Annotated in this window: 27 protein-coding genes and 1 pseudogene; 18 read left to right on the forward strand and 10 right to left on the reverse strand. The window is 70.5% G+C overall.

All coding sequences use genetic code 11. From position 1 onward, the window contains the following. Positions 1–9 precede the first annotated feature (9 nt). The 5 genes from BC793_RS39915 (at position 10) to BC793_RS39935 (ending at position 3,375) form a co-directional block, all read left to right on the forward strand. Positions 10–954: a flagellin N-terminal helical domain-containing protein gene (locus tag BC793_RS39915; protein ID WP_239170569.1), complete on the forward strand. Its 945-nt coding sequence runs from the start codon at positions 10–12 to the stop codon at positions 952–954. A gap of 41 nt (positions 955–995) precedes the next feature. Then, positions 996–1,394 (forward strand): flagellar assembly protein FliW, encoded by a 399-nt coding sequence (gene fliW, locus BC793_RS39920; protein WP_239170568.1) that lies wholly within the window; start codon positions 996–998, stop codon positions 1,392–1,394. A gap of 78 nt (positions 1,395–1,472) precedes the next feature. Beyond that, positions 1,473–1,718 (forward strand): carbon storage regulator CsrA, encoded by a 246-nt coding sequence (csrA, locus tag BC793_RS52530; protein ID WP_109601891.1) that lies wholly within the window; start codon positions 1,473–1,475, stop codon positions 1,716–1,718. Between the two features lie 160 nt (positions 1,719–1,878). Next, positions 1,879–2,628 carry a hydrolase gene (locus tag BC793_RS39930; protein ID WP_109601820.1) on the forward strand — a complete coding sequence of 250 codons (750 nt, stop codon included), beginning with the start codon at positions 1,879–1,881 and terminating at the stop codon, positions 2,626–2,628. Positions 2,629–2,709: 81 nt separating this feature from the next. Further along, on the forward strand, positions 2,710–3,375 hold the full coding sequence (locus BC793_RS39935) for an SRPBCC family protein (protein WP_239170567.1): 666 nt from the start codon (positions 2,710–2,712) through the stop codon (positions 3,373–3,375). A gap of 47 nt (positions 3,376–3,422) precedes the next feature. Here BC793_RS39935 and BC793_RS39940 read toward each other — a convergent pair whose 3' ends face one another. Both BC793_RS39940 and BC793_RS39945 read right to left on the reverse strand, forming a co-directional pair. Next, the gene (locus BC793_RS39940) at positions 3,423–5,222 is read right to left on the reverse strand and encodes a sensor histidine kinase (RefSeq protein WP_249037408.1); all 1,800 of its coding nucleotides are present in this window, start codon (positions 5,220–5,222) and stop codon (positions 3,423–3,425) included. A 47-nt stretch (positions 5,223–5,269) separates the two neighbouring features. Next, positions 5,270–5,482, reverse strand: coding sequence for a DUF7455 domain-containing protein (locus BC793_RS39945; RefSeq protein ID WP_109601822.1), 213 nt, complete (start codon positions 5,480–5,482; stop codon positions 5,270–5,272). Positions 5,483–5,750: 268 nt separating this feature from the next. On the opposite strand from BC793_RS39945, the gene BC793_RS39950 reads away from it, so the two are divergent. Both BC793_RS39950 and BC793_RS39955 read left to right on the forward strand, forming a co-directional pair. Continuing rightward, positions 5,751–6,995: a S8 family peptidase gene (locus tag BC793_RS39950; protein WP_109601823.1), complete on the forward strand. Its 1,245-nt coding sequence runs from the start codon at positions 5,751–5,753 to the stop codon at positions 6,993–6,995. A 135-nt stretch (positions 6,996–7,130) separates the two neighbouring features. Beyond that, positions 7,131–7,535: a response regulator gene (locus tag BC793_RS39955; protein WP_109601824.1), complete on the forward strand. Its 405-nt coding sequence runs from the start codon at positions 7,131–7,133 to the stop codon at positions 7,533–7,535. On the opposite strand, the gene BC793_RS39960 is transcribed toward BC793_RS39955, so the two are convergent. Further along, complete coding sequence (locus tag BC793_RS39960) at positions 7,532–8,287, reverse strand: SAM-dependent methyltransferase (RefSeq protein ID WP_109601825.1); 756 nt, start codon at positions 8,285–8,287, stop codon at positions 7,532–7,534. The genes BC793_RS39955 and BC793_RS39960 overlap by 4 nt on opposite strands. 2 nt (positions 8,288–8,289) lie before the next feature. Further along, entirely contained in the window at positions 8,290–9,045 is a 756-nt protein-coding gene (locus BC793_RS39965) for an SDR family oxidoreductase (protein WP_109601826.1), read from the reverse strand. A 153-nt stretch (positions 9,046–9,198) separates the two neighbouring features. Between BC793_RS39965 and mshA the strand changes: the two genes are divergently transcribed. Together mshA and BC793_RS39975 are read left to right on the forward strand one after the other, a co-directional pair. After that, the gene (gene mshA / locus BC793_RS39970) at positions 9,199–10,488 is read left to right on the forward strand and encodes a D-inositol-3-phosphate glycosyltransferase (protein WP_109601827.1); all 1,290 of its coding nucleotides are present in this window, start codon (positions 9,199–9,201) and stop codon (positions 10,486–10,488) included. Further along, positions 10,482–10,970 carry a type III secretion system chaperone family protein gene (locus BC793_RS39975; protein ID WP_109601828.1) on the forward strand — a complete coding sequence of 163 codons (489 nt, stop codon included), beginning with the start codon at positions 10,482–10,484 and terminating at the stop codon, positions 10,968–10,970. Before mshA ends, BC793_RS39975 begins: the two co-directional genes overlap by 7 nt. 660 nt (positions 10,971–11,630) lie before the next feature. On the opposite strand, the gene BC793_RS39980 is transcribed toward BC793_RS39975, so the two are convergent. Further along, a complete protein-coding gene (locus tag BC793_RS39980) occupies positions 11,631–12,869 on the reverse strand; it encodes an MDR family MFS transporter (protein WP_109601829.1) in 1,239 nt (412 codons plus the stop codon). Positions 12,870–13,005: 136 nt separating this feature from the next. Between BC793_RS39980 and BC793_RS39985 the strand changes: the two genes are divergently transcribed. Continuing rightward, positions 13,006–13,755, forward strand: a complete 750-nt coding sequence (locus BC793_RS39985) for a phosphoglyceromutase (RefSeq protein WP_109601893.1) — start codon at positions 13,006–13,008, stop codon at positions 13,753–13,755. Between the two features lie 71 nt (positions 13,756–13,826). Here BC793_RS39985 and phoU read toward each other — a convergent pair whose 3' ends face one another. After that, complete coding sequence (gene phoU, locus BC793_RS39990) at positions 13,827–14,483, reverse strand: phosphate signaling complex protein PhoU (protein ID WP_109601830.1); 657 nt, start codon at positions 14,481–14,483, stop codon at positions 13,827–13,829. 192 nt (positions 14,484–14,675) lie between these two features. Between phoU and BC793_RS39995 the strand changes: the two genes are divergently transcribed. Continuing rightward, a complete protein-coding gene (locus BC793_RS39995) occupies positions 14,676–15,956 on the forward strand; it encodes a sensor histidine kinase (RefSeq protein ID WP_373871302.1) in 1,281 nt (426 codons plus the stop codon). Positions 15,957–15,985: 29 nt separating this feature from the next. Beyond that, positions 15,986–16,669 (forward strand): response regulator transcription factor, encoded by a 684-nt coding sequence (locus BC793_RS40000; protein ID WP_109601831.1) that lies wholly within the window; start codon positions 15,986–15,988, stop codon positions 16,667–16,669. A 161-nt stretch (positions 16,670–16,830) separates the two neighbouring features. On the opposite strand, the pseudogene BC793_RS40005 reads toward BC793_RS40000, so the two are convergent. Continuing rightward, a pseudogene (locus BC793_RS40005) lies at positions 16,831–17,592 on the reverse strand (DUF3109 family protein); the annotation flags it as partial. 85 nt (positions 17,593–17,677) lie between these two features. Here BC793_RS40005 and BC793_RS40010 point away from each other — a divergent pair. Next, a complete protein-coding gene (locus BC793_RS40010; RefSeq protein WP_109601832.1) occupies positions 17,678–18,487 on the forward strand; it encodes a sugar phosphate isomerase/epimerase family protein in 810 nt (269 codons plus the stop codon). Here the strand turns inward: BC793_RS40010 and BC793_RS40015 are convergent. Then, positions 18,474–19,013 (reverse strand): CGNR zinc finger domain-containing protein, encoded by a 540-nt coding sequence (locus tag BC793_RS40015; protein ID WP_109601833.1) that lies wholly within the window; start codon positions 19,011–19,013, stop codon positions 18,474–18,476. The two genes, BC793_RS40010 and BC793_RS40015, sit on opposite strands and share 14 nt — an antisense overlap. Before the next feature lie 85 nt (positions 19,014–19,098). On the opposite strand from BC793_RS40015, the gene BC793_RS40020 reads away from it, so the two are divergent. From BC793_RS40020 to BC793_RS40040, 5 genes are all read left to right on the forward strand, one after another. Next, positions 19,099–20,019, forward strand: coding sequence for a proline dehydrogenase family protein (locus BC793_RS40020; protein WP_109601834.1), 921 nt, complete (start codon positions 19,099–19,101; stop codon positions 20,017–20,019). Positions 20,020–20,204: 185 nt separating this feature from the next. Further along, positions 20,205–20,417 carry a helix-turn-helix domain-containing protein gene (locus BC793_RS40025; protein ID WP_109601835.1) on the forward strand — a complete coding sequence of 71 codons (213 nt, stop codon included), beginning with the start codon at positions 20,205–20,207 and terminating at the stop codon, positions 20,415–20,417. A 165-nt stretch (positions 20,418–20,582) separates the two neighbouring features. Next, the gene (locus BC793_RS40030) at positions 20,583–20,684 is read left to right on the forward strand and encodes a 30S ribosomal protein bS22 (RefSeq protein WP_007465623.1); all 102 of its coding nucleotides are present in this window, start codon (positions 20,583–20,585) and stop codon (positions 20,682–20,684) included. Positions 20,685–20,760: 76 nt separating this feature from the next. Further along, positions 20,761–21,843: an NAD-dependent epimerase/dehydratase family protein gene (locus BC793_RS40035; protein ID WP_109601836.1), complete on the forward strand. Its 1,083-nt coding sequence runs from the start codon at positions 20,761–20,763 to the stop codon at positions 21,841–21,843. Continuing rightward, a complete protein-coding gene (locus tag BC793_RS40040) occupies positions 21,840–22,838 on the forward strand; it encodes a lysophospholipid acyltransferase family protein (RefSeq protein WP_109601837.1) in 999 nt (332 codons plus the stop codon). Before BC793_RS40035 ends, BC793_RS40040 begins: the two co-directional genes overlap by 4 nt. A 145-nt stretch (positions 22,839–22,983) precedes the next feature. Here the strand turns inward: BC793_RS40040 and BC793_RS40045 are convergent, their stop codons facing one another. Further along, positions 22,984–24,144, reverse strand: coding sequence for a DUF5667 domain-containing protein (locus BC793_RS40045; protein WP_239170565.1), 1,161 nt, complete (start codon positions 24,142–24,144; stop codon positions 22,984–22,986). A gap of 175 nt (positions 24,145–24,319) precedes the next feature. After that, on the reverse strand, positions 24,320–25,243 hold the full coding sequence (locus tag BC793_RS40050; RefSeq protein ID WP_109601839.1) for an ECF subfamily RNA polymerase sigma factor, BldN family: 924 nt from the start codon (positions 25,241–25,243) through the stop codon (positions 24,320–24,322). Positions 25,244–25,387: the final 144 nt, after the last annotated feature.

Raw genomic sequence — 25,387 nt, forward strand, 5'->3', positions numbered from 1 at the left:
AGTCCGCGAGTGACCGAGAGTTCCGTCCGTACCCGGACGATGGCGAGCCTGCAACGGAATCTGAGCCGGACGCAGACCGCGCAGGACCAGATCTCCAGTGGCAAGCAACTGCACCGTCCGTCGGACTCGCCGACGGGCACGGTCACCGCACTCCAACTGCGCGGCGAGGTACGGGCGAACCGGAAGTACTCCACCAACGCGGACGACGCGATGGGCCGGCTCGGGACCGTGCAGGACACCTTGAAGAGCGTGTACGACCAGGTGCAGCGGGTGCGCACGCTGACCCTGGAGGGGGTGAGTGCCGGTGGTGGCAGCACCCCGCAGGCGAACAAGGCGCGTGCCGACGAGATCGACCAGATCAAGGGTCTGGTCGTCCAGTTCGCCAACACCAAGTACCTGAACCGCCCGGTGTTCGGCGGGTTCACTCCGGATTCCACGGCGTACGCGCAGTCGGGGTCCTATGTGGGCGAGGCGGCCGGCGAGACCACCCGGGCGATCGGCCCGAACGCGCGGGTCCGCGTCGACGTTCGCGGGCCTGAGGTGTTCGGAACCGACATCGCGATGCAGGACGACCGGGTGACGCCGGTGCTGGACGCGGACGGCAACGAGGTGCCGAACGAGGCCCAGCTTTTCCGGGTCCTCGACTCCATTTCCACCGCGATGCGGACAGGTGATGCCGCTGGCATCAAGACAGGTCTGGAGAATCTCGATAAAGCAGCTGAAACCCTGAATTCGACCCTTTCGGACGTTGGCGCCCGATACAATCGGGTTACGCAGATGAAGCAGTCCGCAGAGGATCGCTTGATGTCCGTGTCGTCGCAGCTGTCCGATATCGAGGATGTCGACCTGCCCAAGGCGATCATGGAATTGCAACTCCAGCAGACCTCGTATCAGGCCGCCCTGGCCGCCACGGCCAAGGTGATCCAGCCCTCGCTCATCGATTTCCTGAGGTGACCATGACTACTCGCACCGCATCCCGTCCGATTGAGGCCACCATGACCGACCCGTCGCTGGGGCTGCCGACCATCACGATGGCGGTGCCCATGCCGGGGTTCCCGTCTCATCGGGATTTCGTTCTGGTGCGTCTCAACGACGACGGCCTGCTCTACGCGTTCACGTCCATCGAGAACCCGGAGCTCCGTTTCCTGGTGGCCCCGCCGGAGCCGTTCTTCCCGGACTACGCCCCGGAGATCGAGAACGGGGTGTTCGCGGCGCTGAACACGAAGGACCCGGACCGGCTGCTTCTGCTCACGGTCATCACCGCCAGCGAGAACGAGACCACCGCCAATCTGCTCGCACCGATCGTGGTGGACCGCGACAGCATGCGCGCGATGCAGGTCGTTCTCTCCGGTTCGGGCTACCCGGTTCGGGCGATCATGAACCGGAATTTCTGACCCTCCAGAAGCGGGCGCGGTCGCGTTTTCGTCGCGACCGCGCCTTTGCTATCCGTTCGATGGATGGAGGGGGACCGGATGCTGGTACTGACGCGGCGAGCCGGGGAGAGCGTGATGATCGGCGACGACGTCGTCATCACGGTGCTCGAGGCCCGCGGGGACGTCATCCGGCTGGGCATCCAGGCCCCGCGGGATGTGCAGGTGCACCGCGAGGAGGTCTACCGCGAGTTGCAGGAGGCGAACCGGGCGGCTGCCTCGCCGACCGAGGACGCGGTCAACGCGCTCGCGAAGATGCTGGAGAAGCCGGACACCACGGCACAGTGAGAGAACGAGTGACGCCCGTCGCCGCCGGCGACGGGCGTTTTTCTGTGTCCGCGGGCACACGCTCCTGTCCTGCACCGGCCACTGACCCGGGAGACAACATCGGAGCCTCACTCTCATCATCAGGCGGGAGAAACCCGCCTCTTTCAGCCGGGGAGCGAGTGTGGGCGCAGAGCGCGATTCAGTCATCGGTGGCGGTGCGGTGGGCACCGCCTGCGCGCTGGACCTGGCGGTGGACGCGCATGTGCACACCGGGTTCGCGGCCGGCCGGGACGCCGTCGGTGTGGTGGTCTCGGCCGCCGACCAGGTCGGTCTGACGGCGCTGACCTTCGCCGACCAGGCGGGGCCGGACACCGGCTGGCTGTCGGCGTACGCCGACGCGGTCCGCCGCGCCCGGCACCGTACCGAGATGACCCTGCGGGTGGCGGCGGAGGTCGAGGTGGTCCGCCCGGACGGCTGGCTGGCCCTGCCGCCCGACCTGGCTCCGCTGGACGCCCTCTCGGTGGCGGTCTCCGACCTGCCGGTCGCCGGTGAGCTGCTCACCCCGCGCGAGATCCGCACCCGCCTGGACATGGGCCTGCTGACCGCCGGACAGGTGGCGGAGCTGCTGGTGGCGACGACCGTCAAGGGCCTGGAGCGGGCCTCCCGGTACGCGCCGGCGCAGCTCGCCCGTCCGCTGGCGCTGCTCGGTCAGGCCGGCCTCGACGACTCGTGCGTGACGCCGGAGCTGATCGCCGAGCTGGCCTCCGCCTGCCGGACCACCGGTGCGGTCGTGGAGGTGAGCGAGGCGTGGCGCAGCCCGTCGCCGCGGGTGGTGGAGATGCTCCTCGATGCCGCCGTCACGGTGGTCCCGGCGAGTGACGCGCGGTATGCCGCCGAGGTGGGCCGCTGGCAGTACCTGCGACGTGTCTGAGGAGAACAGCGAAACCGAACACGATCTGCACTCGTCTCCGTACTCTCTGTCATGCCAGCACTTCAGTATGGGAGAGTTGCGATGAGCATGGTTCAGCAGGCTATCGAGGTCAGTGCGCCGGTCCACACGGTGTACGAGCAGCTCGCGGCGTTCGAGAACTACCCCCGTTTCATGACCGGTGTGCGGCAGGTGACGTCGATCGGCGCCGACCAGACCCACTGGATCATGGACGTCGACGGTAAGCGGCGGGAGTTCGACGCCCAGATCATCGAGCGGTCCCCGGACGAGCGGGTCTCCTGGTCGACCATGGAGGGCCCGCTGCTCGCGGAGACGATCACGCTGCGCCCGATGGGCGAGACCAAGACCCAGGTCGTCGCCCAACTGGAGGCCGACATCGCGTTCCTCATGCCCAGCGACCGGCACGGTCAGGAGTCACTGAACCGCCGGCTCAAGGCCGACCTGACCACGTTCAAGGGTCTGGTGGAGAGCGGTGTGCTCGGCGGCCGGCCGATTCCGCACGGTGCCAGTTCCAAGCCGATGGGCGGGCGGTCGCACAGCCTGCTTCCCGGCGTGGACACCCCGTCACCGGCCGCGGTGGCCGCGCGCATCCGTAACCGCAACACCCCGGCACCGAGCCCGGGTGCCGGCTGGGACACCGGCGTCGCCGGCACCGCCCGGATGGGCGGCCGCACCTCGGGCGCCGACATGTGGGGCAACGGCATGATCAACGAGGAAGAGCGCGGATAACCGGCTTCTCATCGGGGCCCGGGACGCTCGGCGTCCCGGGCCTCTGCTCATGCGCTCGACGGCGCCGCCTCCAGGGTGACCAGCAGCCGGGCACCACGGGGCTCGGCGTGCTCGTAGCGGACCGACCCGCCGTTCGCCTCGACCAGGTGCCGCACGATGAACAGCCCGAGGCCGGCGCCGCGGATGAACCGCCCGAACAGGTTGGGCAGCAGGTCCTCGGGGATGCCCGCGCCGCTGTCCTGCACGGCCAGTCGTACGGTCCCGTCACCGCCCCGCTCGGCCCGGATGTGGATCGGCGGGGCCCCGTGACCGAGCGCGTTCTTCAGCAGGTTCTCCACCACGACGGTGAGATGCCCGCGGTCGGCCAGCGCGGCCAGCTCCTCGTCGATGGCGATCTCGACGTCGCCGGTGCCGATGGCCGTGCCGCAGGCCGCCTCGACCACCTCGAGCAGCGGTACCGGCACCCGGCGGGCGGTGACCGTCCCGGTGTCCAGCCGGAAGAGCAGCTGTAGATCGTTCATCATCTTGATCAGCCGCCGGGTGTTCTTGTCGATCTTCGTGGCGAGTTCGAGCCGGATGTCGTCGGGCAGATCGGCCCAGTCGGCGCAGAGCAACTCGGCGAGGCTGGCGATCGAACTGATCGGCTGTGCCACATCGTGGGTCAGCATCGAGGTCAGGTCGTTCTTGAACGCCAGCGCGGCGGCCAGGTCGGCGTTACCGCGTTCCAGCTCGGCGGCGTGCTCGGTGAGCGCCTCCTCGGCCTGTTTGCGCTCGGCGATGTCGATGTAGGTGGCCACGTACCCACGGGTCGCGCCGGCCGCGTCCGGGATGGCCGCCATGGTGGCGAGCACCGGCACGTCGGTGCCGTCGGCGCGGGGCAGGATCCAGTCGCCGCCGGTGCCCGGTGGCGGCAGCGGCGGCGATTCGGCGGGAAGGTCGTCATGCCCGGTGAGTTCCCGCCAGCGGCGGTTGACGTCGATCACCCGATAGTTCGCGTCGAGCACCATGACGGCCTCGTTCATCGACTGGAGCAGCGTCTGCGCGAAGTCCTGCCGCTCCTCCAGCTCGGCCACCAGGTGGCGCTGTCGCTGGTCGGCGGTGTCGAGGGTGCGGACCAGGTAGGCGAGCAGGGCCAGCAGCGCGAGGGCGGCGAGGATCACACCGGTGCTCACCGCGGCCACCGGCCGGCTCTCCGGCGTCTGCGCGGCGAAGGCGCTGACCAGGGCGGCGACGACGGGGGCGGCGATCAGGGCGGGGGCCAGCCGGCGTACGGCGGCGCGCGGCCCGGACTCCTCGAGAGTGTGCAGCGGCCCCGTCTCGGGGCGGGCCAGGATGGTCCCGACGGCGAGGCAGAGCAGCGCGCCGGCCAGGTAGGCCGGCATCACGCTCGCCGGTGCCTGCCCGGGTGGGAAGGTCGCGTCGAAGAGGCGGGGCACCAGGGCGACCAGCGCGATGATCGCGGCGCCCAGCAGGAGCGGGTCGGCGACCCGGAAGGCGATACCGCCGCCGCGCCGGGGCACGCGCAGATCGAGGCAGGCCAGGGCCAGCCCGGAGAGGGCGGTGGCGACCCCCGAGGCGGGGTGGCTGCCCAGGTTGGCGGCGCCCACGCCGGCGGCGACGAGCGCGAGGAGCGCCGCCGCCCCGGCACGGAGTCGGCCGGCCCGTCCATCGGTGGCCGGAGCCACCTGGAGCAGGAGGGCGACCCCGGCCGGGATCAGGGCCGGTGCCGGCCCGGGGTGGAACATGTGCAGGGCGCCGAAGACGGCGACGGTTGCCCCGGCGCACCCGGCGGTCAGCCGGGACAGCCTGCCCACGTCGTGCGCCGCGATATGCACAAATACCCCCAAGACGTGAGGGAAAGAGCATAACGCGGGCTACCCGGGTGAGCGGTTGGTTACTTGCCCGCCCAGTCGAAGCCGTCCTCGAGGCGGATCCGGCTGGCCACCTTGGCGATGTCCGCCCGGTGGCGGTTGGCGTGGTGCCCGCAGAAGGCCAGGTCCCCACCACTGGTCAGGACGACCTCCAGCTTGGCGGCCGCCCCACAACGATCGCAGCGCTCGGTAAGTTCGCCGACGGTGTCGATCTCGGGCGACAGCAGTGCGGTCATATCGCTCTCCTAGTGGCTCGGTGGCGGTGCTTCGGTAGCGGTGCAGCGGTCCTGACAGCGAGAAGTTCGGCCCCCCGCCCGGTCGGCTTAGAGGTTCCCGGTGTGACTCCGCCGATCCCCAGCGGCGTATCTCGTGCAACCCGGTCACTACCCGGAGGAACCCGAGGGCGCTCCCGCCCCACTCCAATCTTTCCCTCAGCTGCTTTCGGCATGCCCCCCGGGCCGGAAACGACACCGACCTGAAGACAACCGAGAGGATCCACTCCATATGTTCGGTAACGACGCCCGCCGTCTGGCCATCCGACTGACCGCCGTTGCGAGCGCCGCCACCGCCACCCTCTGGGGCCTGACCGGGACGGCCGTCGCCGCTCCGGCCGCGCCCCCCGTGGGAACCATCGCCGGGGCCGGTGCGGAGGACGCCATCCCGGGCAGCTACATCGTGGTGCTGAAGCCCGGCACGCAGGCCGCCGACCGGGTCACCGCCACGTCGCAGGAGCTGGTCCGCAAGTACGGCGGCACCGTCGCCGGCAACTACCTCTCCACGGTGCGCGGCTTCCACCTGGAGGCCACCGCCGGCGAGGCCGCCCGCCTGGCCGCCGACCCGTCCGTCTCGTTCGTCGAGCAGGACGCCAAGGTCGACGGCAAGGCCCTGGCGGCGCCCGTCGCCGCGATCACCCAGTCGAAGAAGCTGTCCTGGGGCCTGGACCGCCTCGACCAGCGCTCGCTGCCGCTGTCGAAGTCGTACACCTACAGGTCCGCCTCCGCGATCACCGCCTACGTGATCGACACCGGCGTCCGCACCAGCCACAAGGAGTTCGGCGGCCGGGCCACCAGCGGCTGGGACTTCGTCGACGGCGACGCCACCGCGAACGACTGCCACGGCCACGGTACCCACGTCGCCGGCACGATCGGCGGTGCCGCCTACGGCGTGGCCAAGGACGTCAAGCTGGTCGGCCTGCGGGTCCTCGGCTGCGACGGCTCCGGCTCGTTCTCCGACTTCATCGCCGCCGTCGACTGGGTGACCTCGAACGCCAAGCTGCCCGCCGTGGCCAACATGAGCCTGGGCGGCCCGCGCAGCAAGGCCCTCGACGCGGCCGTCAAGCGTTCCGTCGAGAAGGGCGTGACCTACGCGATCGCCTCCGGCAACGAGGACAAGAACGGCTGCAAGAGTTCACCGGCCGCCGCGCCGGACGCGATCACCGTGGGCGCCGTCGACTCCGCCGACCGCCGCGCCGCCTTCTCCAACTGGGGCAACTGCCTGGACATCTTCGCCCCCGGCGTGAACATCCTGTCGGCGGCGAAGGGCTCGAACACCGCCACCCAGAAGATGAGCGGCACCTCGATGGCGGCGCCGCACGTCGCCGGCGCGGCCGCCCTGGTCCTGGCCGCACACCCGGACTGGACGCCCCGCCAGGTGCGTGACGACCTGGTCGCCAATGCCGGAGTCGGCCTGGTCAAGGGCTCGATCAAGGGCTCGCCGAACCGCCTGCTCCATACCGGTCACCTGCTCTGACCGTCCGGCCTGCTCTCCGCGCCGTCCGACGACCCGTCGGACATCGCCGAGAGCAGGCCTGTTTTGACGGTGAGCCCTACGCCGGGCCCCGGGGGCGGATAGCGTGAGAACGACCCCAGCCCGAGGAGGACCGAGATGTCCGAGGCGCCGGTCGCCGAAAGGCCGACAATCCTGGTCGTCGACGACGAAGAGGATCTGCGCGACATCATGCGCCGGATGCTGGAGCGTCGCGGGGCGTACGCGACGCTGGCCACCGGCGAGCCGGACGAGGCCCTCTCGATCGCCCGGGACCACGCCGGGAAGATCGACGTGCTGATCACCGACCTGACCCTGCCCGGGGCCTCCGGCGGTGAACTGGCCAGAACCATCCGCACTCTGCGTACCGGCATCGGGGTCGTCTTCGTCTCCGGCCTGCCCAAGGATCACGCGGTCGCCAAGGGCGAGATCACCGAGGACGACATCCTGGTGAAGAAGCCGTTCACGGCCGACGCCCTGCTGGCCGCGGTGAAGGATGCTCTCGACCGCAAGGACCAGAGCTAGGGCCGGGGCCAGGGCACGGTCAGCTCCCCGAGCCGCCACCGGGCCGGCCCGTCGAGCACCGGCCGGCCCTCGTCGCGCAGCCGCCGGACCGTGGCCGTCCAGCGCTGCCGTGGCCCGAACGGGGTCGCCTCGGTCTCCCATGCCCGGCCCAGCGCCCGCAGCAGCTCGTGCACCGGATGGCCGGGCACGTTGTGGTGGATCAGCGCCTTGGGTAGCCGCTCGGCGAAGACCGCCGGATGCTCCAGGGTCGGCAGCCGGGCCGACAGGGTCAACGTCGTCGGCACACCGTCCTCGACGACCGCCCAGGTGGCGATCCGGCCCAGCTCGTCGCAGGTGCCCTCGATCAGCAGTGCGCCCGTCGCGGTCATCGCCCGCCAGGCCGCCGCCACCTCGTCCTCGGCATACTGCCGCAGCACGTTGAACGCCCGCACCACCACCGGGGCGAGCCCGGCCAGCTCGAACCCGCCGCGCCGGAACTCCAGCCACGGCGGATCCGCGAACGGCTGCGCGCCACTCACCCGTACCGGATCGATCTCCAGGCCGACCACCGCGACGTCCGAGCGGACCGCGGCGGCGAGGCGGCTGCGCAGCTCCACGGCCGTCACCGGCGTGGCACCGTAGCCCAGGTCGATCACCAGCGGCCGCGCCGCCTCCGTCAGGAGCCGACCGCAGCGGTACGCGATGAAGTTGTCGACACGACGGAGCCGGTTGGGATTGGTCGTCCCCCGGGTGATCGCGCCGACCGGTTTCACGACTACGGCTCCCGGTGGACCTTGTGCTGGGCGGCCTGGGCGATCGGCCGCACCACCAGCCGGTCCACGTTGACGTGCTGCGGGCGGGTGGCGGTCCAGGCGATGCAGTCCGCGATGTCGTCGGCGACCAGCGGCTCCCTCACCCCGGCGTAGACCGCGTCGGCCCTGTCCTGGTCGCCGCCGAACCGGTTGACCGCGAACTCGTCGGTCCGCACCATGCCCGGATCGATCTCGATGACCCGGACCGGCTTGCCGGCCAGCTCCAGCCGGAGTGTCCCGACCAGGGCGGTCTCGGCGTGTTTGGCGGCCACGTAGCCACCGCCGCCCTCGTAGGGTGTGAAGGCCGCCGTGGACCCGACCGTCACGATCGTCCCCCGGCCGCTCGCCTCCAGAGCCGGCAGCAGCGCCTGGGTCACCCGCAGGGTGCCGAGCACGTTCACCTCATACATCCACTGCCAGTCATCGACCGATCCGGTGGCGACCGGGTCCACGCCACGGGCCCCGCCCGCGTTGTTGACCAGCAGGGTGAGCGGGCCGCCGAGTGCCGCCACCGCGGCCGCCAGCCCGGCCACCGACGCGTCCGAGGTGACGTCGCACGCGACCGCCGTGGCACCTGGCCCGATCTCCTTGACCAGCGCCTCCAGCCGGTCGGCACGCCGGGCCGCGGCGACGACGTGGAAGCCCTCCGCGGCCAGCCGACGGGCCGTGGCCGCGCCGATCCCGCTCGATGCCCCGGTGATGACTGCGATGTTCTGCATGCCCTCGATTCTGATCCATGGCGGGGAACGTCCCGGACGATCAATGACCTGGATCACCCCGCGTCGGCTGAGTGGTGGTTCCGGCGGCGCCGATGGGGAAGATGAACCTTGGCGCAACAAGCATGTTGCAGAACCGATACGGAGGGAGCCAGCGTGGCTGATCTACGGGCCGGTGGCCGATGGCCCACTCCCCGCCGGATCGCGACCCTCTCCGTGCACACCTCGCCCCTGGAACAACCGGGCACCGGTGACGCGGGTGGCATGAACGTCTACATCGTGGAGATCGCCAAGCGACTGGCCGAGCGCGGCGTCGAGGTGGAGATCTTCACCCGGGCCACGGCCGGTGACCTGCCGCCGGTCGTCGAGATGGCACCCGGGGTGCTCGTCCGGCACGTCACCGCCGGCCCCTACGAGGGCCTGGCCAAGGAGGAGCTGCCCGCCCAGCTGTGCGCCTTCACCAACGGCGTGCTCCGGGCCGAGGCCGCGCATCCGCCGGGCCACTACGACCTGCTGCACTCGCACTACTGGCTCTCCGGGCAGGTCGGCTGGCTGGCCCGGGAGCGCTGGGGCGTGCCGCACGTGCACACCGCGCACACCCTGGCCAAGGTGAAGAACAGGTTCATCGCGGCCGGTGACCGGCCCGAGCCGAAGGCCCGGGTGATCGGCGAGGAGCAGGTGGTCGCCGCCTCGGACCGCCTGGTGGCGAACACCGACTTCGAGGCGCAGGACCTGATCACCCACTACGGCGCCGACCCGTCGCTGGTCAGCGTGGTGCAGCCGGGTGTCGACCTGCGACGGTTCCGGCCCGGTGCCGCCGACCGGGCCCGGTTCGGTCTGCCCGAGCACGGCCGGATCGTCGCGTTCGTCGGCCGGATCCAGCCGCTCAAGGCGCCGGACGTGCTGATCGCCGCCCTGGGCGAGATGCGCGGAGAGACCACCCTGGTGATCTGTGGTGGCCCGAGCGGCACCGGCCTGGACCGGCCCACCGCACTGATCGAGCTGGCCGCCACGCTCGGGGTGGCCGACTCGGTGGTGTTCCTGCCCCCGCAGACCGGTGACGATCTGGCCGCGCTCTACCGGGCCGCCGACCTGGTCGCCGTCCCGTCCTACAACGAGTCCTTCGGCCTGGTCGCCCTGGAGGCGCAGGCCTGCGGCACGCCGGTCGTCGCGGCCGCGGTCGGCGGTCTGGTCACCGCGGTGCGTGACGGGGTCAGTGGCGTGCTGGTCGACGGCCACGATCCCCGTGACTGGGCGAGGGTGCTGGACCGGCTGCTCGACGAGCCCGGTCGCCGGCACCGGCTGGCGGCCGGTGCGGTCGCCCACGCGTCCCGGTTCTCCTGGGATCGCACGGCCGAGACCCTGCTTCGCGTCTACCGTGACGCGGTGAGTGAGCATCGGGCGCTGATCACGGCGCGACTCGAGGGGGCGTCCTGCGCATGGTGACCGAGTTGATCGAGCGGGTTCTGACCGAGCGGGAGCTGGAGTGGGAGTCCACCGGTGAGAGCTCCTATGTGGTCAGCCTGCCCGGCACGCACAAGCTGAAGACGGCCTGCAACCTGATCGTCGGCGAGCACTCCCTGCGGGTCGAGGCGTTCGTGATGCGCCGGCCCGACGAGCGGCACGAAGACCTGTGGGCCTGGTTGCTGCGCCGCAACGCCCGGATGTTCGGTGTCGCCTTCTCGATCGACGGGGCCGGCGACGTCTATCTCACCGGCCGGGTGTCGCTGAAGGGCCTGGACGCCGATGAGCTGGACCGGCTGCTCGGCTCGGTGCTGACATATGCCGACGAGTCGTTCGACACGATGCTGGAGATCGGTTTCGGGTCGTCGATCCGGCGGGAGTGGGACTGGCGGGTCAGCCGGGGGGAGTCGACGGCCAACCTGCAGGCCTTCCGGCATCTGGTCGAGCGGACCGACCAGCCCTAATTGATCATCCAGTGCGGTCAATCCGTACCGATGGGTCCATTGTGGTCCGCCGGCGGCGGAATCGCGATCCAATGGCGTTCTTCGCCGGTCGGGTGGCCGGCCGAGGTGTGGATCGCGCCGCCCCTGGGTACCAGCGGTCTCCCGGCGATGTCCGCAGGATTCCCCGGCGGCTGGTTCGACGGCCATCTAGACTCGCGCGCCATTTGCCGCCGCCGGGTTACCGAACGGTAGTTGTGGTGATTTCCTCCCCACTGAGAAACCCGGAAGAGTGATTGGCGGCTCGTCCGATCGGCTGGTTGTTGGTGAATGTGACGGTGGAGACAGATGTCGACACGAAATCGGGTTGTGAGGCTTGACCGCCCCAACTAGCGTGGTCGATGGACGCCGCGCCGTTAGTTCGGGGAACGGGTCGATCAGCAATGATCGCCGCGGTTCGGCGTTTGGGGACGGGTGGCATGAGCCGTTGGGGGACGGCGCGACCCGAGACCGGCGGTAAGTGCGGGCGGCGCCTATGGGGATGGGTGTCGCCCGCCGCCGCCGGCGCTTTTGTTTCCGGCTTGTTTCTGCCGTTCACTTATTGGACATGCTCGGATCATTGTCTATCGATGCAGCCGGGCTAATGGTGCGACGGCCGCGGGAATCCGCTTTTCCCGGCCCGCGTCAGACCGCCGCCGCGCGTTCCCGCTCCTCCTCTTGCGCCAGCCGCAGCCGCATCGCCCGCCGGGCCCGTGCCGGGCCGGCCCACAGTTGGCCGACCGCGACCAGGGCGCACAGCACGAAGCAGCCGCCCCAGAGCACGGCGTCACCGGCACCTTGCAGGACCAGGCCGCCGAGGATCGGGGCCAGTGCCGTCCCGGCCGACCAGGAGAGTGAGTTCAGGCCCTGGTAACGGCCGCGCAGAGCGGGCGGGGAGAGTGCCGCCACGGTGGCCGCGTTGCTGGGGGACTGGAGCATCTCGCCCAGAGTCCAGATGATCACCGTCAGGGCGTACATGATCGGGGTCTCAGCGAGGGCGACCAGCCCGAACCCGGAACCGACGAGCAGCGCCGCCACCGCCAGGACCTTCGCGCTGTCCCGGCCCTCGATCAGCTTCGGGACGAAGAGCTGACCGAAGACGATCAGGACCCCGTTCACCGCGATGACCGTGCCGTAGGTGGCGGCCGTGTGCCCCTCGGCCAGCATGCTGATCGGCAGCGTCGACAGGTGCTGGAGGATGACCAGCACCGAGATGAAGCTGAGCAGCAGGTAGACGGCGTAGTTGCCGTCGCGCAGCGCGGTACCGAGGCCGCCCGGCTCCACTCTGCGCCCGGGGATCCGCGCCGGCCGCGTCTCGGCCAGGAAGATCGCCGTGATGATCGCGGTGATCAGGGTGGTGGCCGCGTCGCCGGCGAAGAGCAGCAGATAGTCCACCTTCGCCGCGAAGCCCGCGATGACCGCCGCGAGGGCGAAGCCGAGGTTGACCGCCCAGTAGTTCAGGGAGAACGCCCGGACCCGATCCCGCTCCGGGACGATGTCGATCATCATGGCGGAGAAGGCCGGCCGGACCGCCTCGGCGAACAGGCCGAGCAGCAGGGTGGCCACGGCGATCTGCGGGTACGTCCGGGCCAGCCCCAGGGCCAGCATCAGGGCGGCCGCGCCGAACTGGGCGATCAGCATGGTCGGGCGACGGCCCCAGCGATCGGCCAGCACACCGCCGCCGAGGGTGCCGATCGCGCCGCCGACGCCGTAGAGGCCCAGGATCAGGCCGGCCTGACTCTGCGAGAAGTCCCGCTCCGAGGTCAGGTAGATGCTCAGGAAGAGCACCGCGAACGAGCCGACGCGGTTGATCAGGGTGCCGGCCCAGAGGAACCAGAACTGCCGGGGCAGCCCACCGGCGGCCTGCCGTAACCAACCTCGCACGATCGTCTCCCCGTAAGTAGTCTGCGCGGTTTATTCCCTTACATCTGAGGTGCTTGCGCAAGCGGGTTTCGGTGTGGCGGCGGACACGTGCCGGGTGGCCGGTACAGGCCGGCGCGGCTCGGGGGAAGATGTGGTCATGACTGGAACCCTGGTGCTGCTGCGGCACGGCAACAGCGAGTGGAACGCCAAGAACCTCTTCACCGGCTGGGTCGACGTGGACCTGGACGCCAAGGGTGAGCAGGAGGCCCGGCGCGGCGGCGAACTTCTCAAGGAGCAGGGGGTGCTGCCCGACGTGGTGCACACCAGCCTTCTTCGGCGCGCGATCCGGACCAGTGAGATCGCACTGCACATCACCGACCGGCACTGGATCCCGGTGAAGCGTCACTGGCGGCTCAACGAGCGCCACTACGGCGCTCTGCAGGGCAAGGACAAGAAGCAGACCCTGGAGACGTACGGGGAGGAGCAGTTCATGCTCTGGCGCCGGTCGTACGACGTCCCGCCGCCCCCCATCGAGGACGGCGCCGAGTTCTCCCAGGCCGGTGACCCCCGCTACGCGAGCCTGGCCCCGGAGATCCTGCCGAGGGCGGAGTGCCTGAAGGACGTGCTGCTGCGGGCCCTGCCGTACTGGTACGACGCGATCGTCCCCGACCTGCGCGCCGGTAGGACGGTGCTGGTCGCGGCGCACGGCAACTCGCTGCGCGCGATCGTGAAGCACCTCGACGGCGTCTCCGACGAGGCGATCGCCGGGCTGAACATCCCGACCGGCATCCCGTTGCGCTACGACCTGGACGAGAACCTGCGCCCGATCACCGCGGGCGGCACCTATCTCGACCCGGTCGCCGCCAAGGAGGCCGCTGCCGCGGTCGCCGCCCAGGGCCGTAAGTGACAGACGGGGGCCGGGACACCCCCGTGGTGTCCCGGCCCCCGGATCTCCCGGCTCGCGCGCCGGAGATCTGATCAGTCCTCGATCTGCCCGGTCGTCTCGCCGGTGATCAGGTAGATCAGGTGCTCGCCGATGTTGACGGCGTGGTCGGCGTAACGCTCGTAGAAGCGGCCCAGCAGGGCACCGTCGATGGCGGTCTCCGCTCCGTACGGCCAGTCGTCGGCCAGCATGATCTTGAACAGCTTGCGTTCGAGGTCGTCGATCGCGTCGTCGTCGGTCTCCAGTTGGGCCGCGAGTTCGGCGTTCGGCTTCGCGAGCAGCGTGGTGATCTTCTCGGCCATGTGGTCGGCGACCTCGGCCATGCCCTTGAAGGTGGGGCGCAGCTCGGCCGGGACGGCGGGTGACGGGTGCCGCCGGGCCGCGGTCTTCGCCACGTGCTCGGCCAGGTCGCCCATCCGCTCCAGGTCGGCCCCGATGTGCAGCGCGGTGATGACGCGCCGCAGGTCGGACGCGACCGGCGCCTGGCGGGCGATGGTGTCCGCGACCTTCAACTCGACCTGCTCGTAGATGGCGTCGACCTCGGAGTCCCGCTCGATCACCGACCGGGCGGCGGCCAGGTCGGCGGTCAGCAGCGCCGACGTCGCCTTGCGGAGTGCGGCGCGGACCGACTCCGCCATGGTCACGAGCAGGCGGCTCACCTCGACCAGATCGGCCTGGTACTCCTCGCGCATTTCTCAGTTCCCTCTTTCGACGGCGACGGCCATGGCGGCCGGGGTTGCGCTGACCACGCTATGGGCGCGGAACGGCCTCAACATGAACACCGGTGAACGAGGGCGGGCGCAGTGGTGAACATTATTCGACGTGCGCCCGATTTGCCGTAATGGCCCTGTGGTTCAGGTAAACAATGACCCTACGATCGCAGCGTGGAGTGGGAATACGCCGTCGGCATGGTTTCTGCCGCGCTGGCCGTCGGTGTGGGAACGGGGCTCGCCCTTGCCCGGATCCGCCGGCCGGGCGCAGAGGCTCGGACCGGGGTACCGGAGGGGAGCGCCGCCATCGAACCGGACGACGATCGCCCGGGAGGCAAACACGGCCTCAAGGGGCTCGGACGCAAGAGCCTCGATTCGTTACGGGTGGGAGTCGTCGTCCTCGACGCCGACGATCATCCGGTGCTGGTGAACCCGGCGGCCCGCGCGATGGGCCTGCTGCGTTCCGGCGGGGCACCGGGCACCATCGCCGCCCATCCGATCCTGCGGACGCTGGCCGGCCAGGTCCGGCGGACCGGAGTGCGCCGGGAGGTCGAGCTCGACCTCCCGCGGGGCCGGGCCGGGGGCGGGCATGCCCCGCTGGGTCTGCACCTGCGGGCGGTGGCCCTGAACGCGACACACGTCGCGGTCGAGGCCGCCGACGTGACCGAGTCGCATCGGCTGGCCCGGGTCCGCCGCGACTTCGTCGCCAACGTCAGCCACGAGCTCAAGACGCCGATCGGTGCGCTCCAGCTCCTGGCCGAGGCACTGCTCGACGCCACCCAGCTCCCCGAGACGGCGCCCGGCGCGCAGTCCGAGGATCTGGTGGCCGCCCGCCGGTTCGCCGAGCGCATCCATCACGAGTCGGCCCGGATGGGCCGCCTGGTGAACGAGTTGCTCGAGCTCACCCGGCTCCAGGGCGCGGAACCGTTGCCGAACCCGGAACCGGTCTCGCTGGACTGGGTGATCGCCGAGGTGGTCGACCGGACCAGGACGACCGCGTCGGCGAAGAACATCGAGGTCACCTACGACGGCCCGAAGGGCACCATGGCGTACGGCAACGACAGCCAGTTCGCCACGGCGGTCACCAACCTGGTGGAGAACGCGATCGCGTACTCGGGTGAGAACACCGTCGTCTCGCTCACCATGCGTCACAGTGACGACTGGATCGAGATCGACGTCACCGATGAGGGCATCGGGATCGCCCCGCAGGACGTCGAACGGGTCTTCGAGCGGTTCTACCGCGCCGACCAGGCCCGTTCCCGGTCCACCGGCGGGACCGGTCTCGGCCTGGCGATCGTCAAGCACATCGCGACCAACCACGGCGGCCGCGTCGACGTGACCAGTTCACTCGGCGACGGCTCTACGTTCACCCTGCGCCTACCTGCACGACCCCCCGAGTCCCCCTCGTCGTCACCGACGGCGATTGAGATCGAGTCCGGTGTGGCCGGGCGTTGAGCCCGCCGCCGACGACGGAAGGAACTTCATTGGCCCGCGTGCTCGTGGTCGAGGACGAGGAGTCGTTCTCCGACGCCCTGTCGTACATGCTGCGCAAAGAGGGTTTCGAGGTGTCGGTCGCCGCGACCGGGACCTCCGCCCTGACGCAGTTCGACCGGACCGGTGCCGACATCGTGCTGCTCGACCTGATGCTTCCCGAGATGTCCGGAACCGAGGTGTGCCGTCAGTTGCGGCAGCGCTCCGCGGTCCCGATCATCATGGTCACCGCCCGGGACAGCGAGATCGACAAGGTGGTCGGACTGGAGATCGGAGCCGACGACTACGTCACGAAGCCCTACTCGCCTCGTGAGCTGGTCGCCCGGATCCGTGCCGTGCTCCGCCGCCAGGGCGCCGACGCGCCCGAGGTCACCACCCCGACACTGACCGCCGGCCCGGTCCGGATGGACGTCGAGCGGCACGTCGTGACCGTCGACGGTTCGGGCGTGCAGTTGCCGTTGAAGGAGTTCGAGCTGCTCGAGCTGCTGCTGCGCAACGCCGGCCGGGTCCTCACCCGCGGTCAGCTGATCGACCGGGTCTGGGGCGCCGACTACGTCGGTGACACCAAGACGCTCGACGTGCACGTGAAGCGGCTGCGTTCCAAGGTGGAGCCGGAGCCGTCCGCGCCGCGGTACATCGTCACCGTGCGGGGCCTGGGCTACAAGTTCGAGCCCTGATTCACCCTTGTCCCCTGCTAACTAGCATGCGACTATGGGGATGTCGGGTGACCCGCCCGTGATCGGGTCACCCGACGCCTGGGATTCGCCGTGCCGGTGGAGTCAGCCGTGCCGGTGGCGTCGACCGGGCCGGCCGGCCTGGTGGAGTCCGCCGCGCTGGTCGCCGGGTGGATGGCGATCAGGCCGGACCTGATCCGGGCGGAGCACAGTTCGGCGAGGCGGCCGTATGCGGCCTCCCCGATCAGCTCGGTCAGCTCGGGTGCGTAGGTGACATACATCGCGTCGGTGCCCACGTGGGCCTCCGGTGACGACGTGCACCACCAGGCCAGGTCGTGGCCGCCCGCCCCCCAGCCGCGGCGGTCGAACTCACTCAAAGTGGACTGGAGCAGCTTCGTGCCGTCCGGCCGGGTGATCCAGTCCTGCTCGCGGCGGACCGGCAACTGCCAGCAGACGTCCGGCTTGTACTTGAGCGGGTGCACACCGTCCCGCAGGGCCTGACCGTGCAGTGCACAACCACCGCCACCCGGGAAGCCGGCCTCGTTCAGGAAGACGCACGGGCCGTCGGCGGAGCGCGTGGCCGTACGCCGGGCGGGTTTGCTGCCGTCGACGGTGTCCACCTCGGTGTAGTTCTTGAACCCGCGACGGTAGTGCTGCCAGGTCTGCGGGGTCAGCCTGGCGGCCGCCGCCCGCACCCGGGTCTCGTCGTCGGCGTCGGTGAAGAACGCGCCGTGCGAGCAGCAGCCGTCCTCGGCGCGGCCGGGCAGGATGCCCCGGCAGGCGGAGCCGAAGACGCAGGTCCAGCGGGAGAGCAGCCAGGTCAGATCGGCCCGGATCAGGTGCTGCTCGTCGGCGGGATCGAGGAACTCGATCCACTCGCGAGGGAAGTCGAGCGGTACTTCCCGGGGTGGTGTCGCGCGGCTCATCCGGGTCAGCGTACGCCCACTCGTGGATCATGACCGTTTAGAGCTGATATATCCGGCCCGGTCGCGCGCGGCTACGCTGGAGGGCGTGACTTCCCGCGTACCCGTGCTTCTCTCCAGCTCCTCGGTCTTCCCGGAGCCGACGGCGGCGGCGTTCGAGATGGCGGCCACGGTCGGCTACGACGGCCTGGAGGTCATGGTGTGGACCGACGCCGTCAGCCAGGACGCCGGGGCCCTCAAGGGACTGGCCGACCACTACGACGTTCCGGTCCTCTCGGTGCACGCCCCGTGCCTGCTGGTGACCCAGCGGGTGTGGAGTTCCGACCCGTGGGAGCGGCTGACCCGGGCCGCCCAGCTCGCCGAGAGCCTGGGCGCGCCGACCGTGGTGGTGCACCCGCCGTTCCGCTGGCAGGGCGACTACGCCCGCAACTTCGCCGAGGGACTGACCAGGGTCCGCGGCCGGCATCCCGACCTGACCTTCGCGGTGGAGAACATGTTCCCGGTCAAGATGGCCGGCCGCTGGGTGGTGCCGTACAACCCCGGCTGGGACCCGACCGAGACCGGCTTCGACGCGTACACGCTGGACCTCTCCCACTGCGCGGCCTCGCGCATCGACGCGCTGGAGATGGCCGACCGGATGGGTGCCGGCCTGCGGCACGTGCATCTGGGTGATGGCACCGGCGAGGGCCGCGACGAGCACCTGGTGCCGGGCCGCGGCAATCAGCCGTGCGCCGAGTTGTTGCGGTCGCTGGCCGGGCGCGGGTTCACCGGGTCGGTGGCACTGGAGATCAACACGCGTAAGGCGGCGAGCCGTCCGGCCCGCGAGGCCGATCTCCGCGAGGCGCTGGAGTTCGCCCGCCGCCACCTCGAACCGAGTCCCGCGGTCACGCAGGGGTGAGGTTCTCCGCGGCGCGCTTGCGGGCCCGGTGCGCGGCGACGTGCGACCGGGTGGCGCAGCGCTCCGAGCAGAACCGCCGGCAGTTGTTGGACGACGTGTCCAGGTAGACGTTGCCGCACCGTTCGTCGGCGCAGATGCCGAAGCGGGCACTCCCGTACTCGCAGAGCCAGACCGACAGGCCCCAGACGGCGCCCGCCAGATACTCGGCGCTGACGGTGGCGCCGCGGCTGGTCACGTGCATGTGCCAGTCACTCGCGTCGTGCCCGGAGATGCGTGGCTGCACCGGGTAGGCCTCCAGCAGGCCGTTCAGCTCGCGCACCGCCTCGTTGTCCCGCCCGGAGGTGCCGAACTCGAAGACCTCCCGCAGGCGCCGCTGCGCGCGGCGGAACGGGGCCAGGTCCTTCTCGGTGACGTGGTCGCGCATGTACGCCTGTTCGCCGCTGAACAGGGCCCGCAACCCGGCGAGATCGTCCAGACCTGCGTTGACGAGGTCTATCGCCGTCCGGGCGTACGCATCGAAGTTCACCCGACAACGGTAGCCGCACCTGACCCGATGGGGCACGTATGTGTTGCCCGGCGTCCGTGCCAGGTCCGGACGTTACGCTCGGCGCATGCTCCGTACCCTGTTTCTCGCCGCGGCCGGATCCGCCCGGCTCGGGCGGCTGGCCGAGATCGCACCCGTCAGCCGGGGAATCGTGCAGCGTTTCGTCGCCGGGCCGAGCGCCGACGAGGTTCTGCTGGTCAGCCGTGGTCTCGTCGACGACGGCCTGGCCGTCAGCCTCGATCATCTGAGCGACGAGACCCGGACGATAGAGCAGGCGGTGGCCACCCGCGACGAGTACGTTGCGGTCCTCGGCCGGCTCAAGGGCGCCGGGCTGACGCCGGCGGTCGAGGTCAGCGTCAAACTCTCGGCCCTGGGCCGGCGGATCGACGAGAAACTGGCGTACGAGCACGCGCGCGCGATCTGTGCCGCGGCCGCCGAGGCGGGCACCACGGTGACGCTGGACGCCGAGGACCACGGCACCACGGACGCGACCCTGGAGACGCTGGCCGAGCTGCGCCGGGACTTCCCGTCCACCGGGGCGGCCCTCCAGGCGTACCTGCGGCGGACCGAGGGGGACTGTCGTGAGCTGGCGACGGCCGGCTCCCGGGTGCGCCTGTGCAAGGGCGCCTACGCGGAGCCGGAGTCGGTGGCGTTCCCGTCCGCGCTGGATGTGGACAAGTCGTTCGTCCGCTGTCTGAACATCCTGATGGCGGGGGAGGGCTACCCGATGGTGGCGACCCACGACGCGCGGCTGATCGCGATCGCCGAGGACCGGGCCCGCTGGTTCGACCGCTCCACCGCGGAGTACGAGTTCCAGATGCTCTACGGCGTGCGCCCGGAGGAGCAGGCTCGCCTGACCGGCAGCGGTCACACGGTCCGGGTCCACCTGCCCTACGGCGAGGAGTGGTACGCCTACCTGATGCGCCGCCTGGCGGAGCGCCCGGCGAACGTCGGCTTTCTGGCACGAGCGGTCGCTTCTCGGAAATAAAGGGCGATATCACCACGTATCCGGTGTGTCGGGCTTGACTTTTTCTGGGCATTTCACGGAACGTATCGCGTTGGTCACAGCCGTATCGATACCGTTCTGATGACACGCACGTCATCCCCGCGGCCTTCCGGGACCCTCCGGCCGCATCCCGCCGCGGAGGATTGCGAAAGGATCGGTGCGACGACATGACGGGTCCAGCCCAGACCGAGGAACGCCTCTCGGAGGTACGTTTCCTGACGGTGGCCGAGGTGGCCGCGCTCATGCGGGTCTCCAAGATGACCGTCTACCGGCTCGTGCACGGCGGTGATCTCACCGCGGTCCGGGTCGGCCGTTCGTTCCGGGTGCCGGAGCATGCGGTGCACGCATATCTGCGGGGCGCCTTCTCGCAGAGCGCCTGACGACCGGGGCCGTGTTGGCCCGGCTGGGGCATGCCGGTACGCTGGACCGGTTGGTTCCCGGGTCTACGCGTGCCGTTCATGTGGCGCCGCTGCTCCGGGCGCCGTCCCAGTCAGGTCCCGGCCATGTGCCGGGCCACCCACATGGTTTCTCGAGAGGCTTTTCGTATGGGCTCCGTGGTCAAGAAGCGCCGCAAGCGTATGGCGAAGAAGAAGCACCGCAAGCTGCTGCGCAAGACCCGCGTCCAGCGTCGCCGTCTCGGCAAGTGACCGTCGGCCGGGCGATCCGCCCGGCTGCTGACGGCACTTGCCATCTGATCGAGGCCGCGCATCGAAGGGTGCCCCCGTGGTGACCTCACCGCCCAGCGTTGTCGTGGTCACCGGAGTCAGCCGTTATTTCGGCGCTCGGGTGGCCGCGCGCCTCGCCGCTGATCCTCGTATCGACCGTGTCGTCGGTCTGGATCCGCACGACCCGCCCGCACGCCTTCTGGGCCTGCTGGACGGGGTGGAGCGGATCCGGGCCGACGCGCGTGCGGCCACCGAGGCCATCGCCGATCTCGGCCCCGAGGCGGTCGTGCACCTGGCCATCACCAGCGTGCCCGACGGGCGCAACGGCGGGCGTGCGGCGATGAAGGAACAGAACGTCATCGGCACCATGCAGGTGCTGGCCGCCGCCCAGGGTGCTCCCGGGCTGCGCAAACTCGTGGTGCGCTCGTCCACGGCCGCCTACGGCGCGTCCTTCCGGGACCCCGCCGTCTTCACCGAGGACACCGAGCCGCGGGCGGTGCCCCGTGGGTCGTACGCGCGGGACATCCTCGACATCGAGGGCTATGTGCGCGGGTTCCGCCGCCGCCGGCCCGAGGTCGCCGCGACCGTCCTGCGGTTCGCCCCGATGATCAGCTCCTCCGCCGAGACGTCGCTGACGCGCTACTTCGCCCAGCCGGTGGTGCCCACCGTGCTCGGCCGCGACGCCCGGCTCCAGTTCGTGCACGCCGAGGACGCGTTCGAGATCCTGCACCGCGCGGTGATCGAGGACCACCCCGGCACCTTCAACGTCGCCGGTTCCGGTGTCCTGATGCTCTCCCAGGCCGTCCGCCGGGCCGGCCGGCTCTCCCTGCCGCTTCCCGAGCCCGCGCTCTCCACCGCCGCGGCCCTGCTCCGCAATCTCGGCGTCGAGCAGATCGGCATGGACCAGATCGATCTCTTCGTGCACGGCCGGGTGGTCGACACGACCCGTCTCGTCCGGGAGTTCGGCTACACCCCGCGTACCACGGTGGAGGCGTTCGAGGACTTCATCCAGGCGCATGCGGCCGGGTCCACGCTCACCGCGGACCGGCTGGTCGCCGCGGAGAACGCGATCCTGGACGGCATCCGCCGCGTCCGGGCGGCGGCGGCCGACGCCGCGCCGGCGGGACGGGAGACGTCGTGAGCCAGGACGAGTACCGCGACATGCTGCCCGGCACCACCGAGTTCCGGCTGCCCGAGCCGCCGCCGGTGCAGCGGGTCAACGGCCGGCGCCCGATCCCGGAGAAGGGCGAGCCGATGCCGGAGAGGCCGGACCCGGTGGCCGCGCCCGGCGGGCTGGACGTCTGGGACCGGCGGGTCGCCGAAGGCCTCGCGTTCCTGCGCCGGCGGCTGGCCGGGGCGTACGAGGTGGACGAGTTCGGGTTCGACCCGGAGTTGGCAGAGGCGTTCTTCCACCCACTGCTGAAGATCCTCTACCGGGACTGGTTCCGGACCGAGGTGCTCGGTATCGAGAACGTGCCGGCCGAGGGCAGCGCCCTGGTCGTCGGCAACCACTCCGGCACGATCGCGCTGGACGCCCTGATGCTCACGGTCGGCCTGCGCGACAGGCATCCGCAGCAGCGCCACCTGCGCCTGCTCGGCGCCGATCTGGTGTTCCGGATGCCCCTGATGAGTGAGCTGGCCCGCGCGGCCGGCGCCACCGTGGCCTGCAACCCGGACGCCGAGCGCCTGATGACCTCGGGCCACCTGGTCGGCGTCTTCCCGGAAGGCTTCAAGGGCATCGGGAAGAAGTTCTCCGAGCGCTACAAGCTCCAGCGGTTCGGCCGGGGCGGGTTCGTCTCGGCGGCCCTGCGGACCGGCACGCCGATCGTCCCGGTCGCGATCGTCGGCGCCGAGGAGATCTATCCGATCCTGGCCGACCTGAAGCCGCTGGCCCGGCTACTCGGGGTGCCGTATTTCCCGATCACGCCGACCTTCCCGTGGCTGGGGCCGCTGGGCATGGTGCCGTTGCCGAGCAAGTGGCTGATCCAGTTCTGCCCGCCGATCCCGACCGCGCACCTCACCGAGTTCGCCGACGACCCGCTCGTCGTCTACAACCTCGCCGACCAGGTGCGCGAGACGATCCAGGCCACCCTGCACGAGCTGCTGGAGAAGCGCCCGGACCCGTTCGGCCCGTGACCTGCGGGAGTGCCAATCTTCTGGAGCGGTCCCCCGTACCGTCCTATAGTGACGGTTGAGGGGCGGCCCCGGAGTGTTCCTCCGGCACCGCCCCTCGCCATGTCGCTGCCCCTCGCCGCGCCGCTGGCCCTCGCCATGTCGCTGGTCAGAAGATGTCGCCGAGCAGGTCGCCCAGCACACCGCCGTCCTCTTCGAGTGGTTCGATCGGCGCCGGCTCGAGAGGCTCGTCGTCGATCATCGGAGTGACTCCGCCGTTGACGGTCGGTGTCACCCCGGGCGCGACCGACCTCTTCGGCGTCACGGCCTGGCCGGTCGTTCCGGGGTCGGCCGTGGCGTCCGGCTTCGACGGCTTCGACGTGGTGGCCTGACCGTTCTGCCGGTTCCCGGTCTTGTTGCCGGTCCCGTTGTTCTGCGGTGTCGTCCCGCTCGGCTCGGCGGGGCGCTCGTCCTCGACCGTGCAGTCGCGCAGCCTCGGCCCGAGCGCGTCGGTGCCGGCCGGCGTGACCTTGTCGCAGCCGAGGCCGGACCGCAGGGTCTCGGCCCGCTTGACGACGTCCTCCAGCAGGCCGAGCGAGGTGGTCGCCCGTTCCCGGTTGGGGGCGGAGAGCCGTTCCAGCGCGGGCGTGAACGCGGTGCGCTGGTCGTCGACGAAGTCGTCCAGTGTGGCCAGCGGCCTGGTGTCCTGCTGGGACACCGCCGACGTGGTCAGCAGGCGGACGCCCTTGCGGGTGTCGGCGTCCATGTCGTCCAGCACCAGCGCGAAATCGGGTGCGTCGCCGCTCATCGCCATCGCCTCGGAGAGCCGGGTGCGGGCGAAGTCCAGCGACAGCTGGCCACGGGTCACGTCCGATCCGGCGATCGCCAGCTGGGCGCGCTCGGTCTGGCGCTTGACGCTGTACAGGACCTCGCCCGGTGACGCGCTCTCGCTGGCCGCGGAGATGCCGGAGACGGCCATCGCACCGGCGGCCACGCCGATCACGATCGCTCCGCGGGCACGTATCCGGCGGCCGAACAGCGGTCGGCGGACGATGGGCTCGGCAACGGGCGCGGGTTCGGCGCCGGCGGCGGTCCGCCCGATGCCGTCCCGATCGGCGGTGGCGACCAGCATGGCGCGCAGGCCGACGCGGAACTCGGAGTCGACCGGTGCGCCCGGCCGGGCCGTGGAGAGCCGGTTGCTTATGGCGACCAGCCGGTTCATCTCCTCGTCGGCCTGCCCACGACTGTGGTGCCGACGGGCGCCACCGGCGTCGTCCAGAAGCTCCGCGAAGCGCTCGGCACTCCGGGAGTTCGGGAAAGCGAACTTCACCGTGGGCACCTCCCCTCGCTCGTGACTGTCTCGCCGGCCTGGAGGCCGACGTCGGCGGCCGGACCGTGAAAGACGGTCCTGGGTCGCATCCGGACAAACGCGCGACACGCGGCCCCGGTTACGGGTGCCGGACGGCGCCATCGGGTATCAGAGATCGACAACTCGGTAGGTTCGATCAAGATTGGAACCCGTCGGGCAGGAGCCGGTTGAGCGCGCGGACGGCCCGGTACTGGAGCGCCTTGATGGCGCCCTCGTTCTTGCCCATGGTCTGTGCGGTCTCGGCGACCGAGAAGCCCTGAAGGAACCGGAGCACGATGCATTCCTGCTGCTCCGGATTGAGCTGCTTGACCGCGGTGAGCAGGGCGACGTTGGTGATGTGGTCGACCACCGCGGACTCCGGGCTGCCCTCCGGGCCCCGGTCCTCGCGGTCGGCGTCGAGCACGTCGCCGGTGGTCACCTCAAGGCGGTAGCGGCCGGACTTGAAGTGGTCGGCGACCAGGTTCCGGGCGATGGTGACCAGCCAGGCGCCCAGGTCACGGCCCTGCCACGTGAAGCTGCCGATGCGCTTGAGGGCCCGCAGGAAGGTGTCCGAGGTGAGATCCTCGGCGAGCTGGCGGTTGCCGACCCGGAAGTAGACGAAGCGGAAGACGGTGTCCACGTACCGGTCGTAGATCAGGCCGAACGCCTCGGACTCGCCGGCCTGGGCCCGTTCGACGAGCGCCCACACCTCGGCGGCCGGGTCGCCGCGATCCGGCCGGGCCTTCGGCGGGGCGGACTCGGTGGGTGGTCCGGTGGTGCTCTGAGTCGGCAGGACCACGGTGTGGTCGCCGGGCGTGGTGGTGTCCCCCTCACCGAGATTCGAGCGCTGGCCGGCGGTGGGTTGCGCCGGAGGACGCGGCGCACCGGGCCGGCTGCCGCCGAACTTGCCGTTCGCGGCGTTCGGTGAGGCGACCGCCGGTGGCCCGTTGGGCGTGCGGCGGCTGCCGGTCTGTTTGGGGCTGTCGCCCCGGATGGCGTTGACGATCATCCCCCCAGCCGTGTCGCGCAGTGCGTTCAGGACGTCGCGGGGGTACGGATCCTCCGCGTACACATAAGTCACTGCGCCTCCTCAGCCCGGCGGGCCTCCGGCGACAGCGAATCCGTCCCGCCAGACGTGGATTCACCGTGATTCCGTGCTTTGTGGGGCACAGCGGCCTCCTCGGGATGAGGGTGGGTCACTCATAACAAAAGTGGTCAATCACAA

Source organism: Actinoplanes xinjiangensis, assembly GCF_003148685.1.
Taxonomy (GTDB): domain Bacteria; phylum Actinomycetota; class Actinomycetes; order Mycobacteriales; family Micromonosporaceae; genus Actinoplanes; species Actinoplanes xinjiangensis.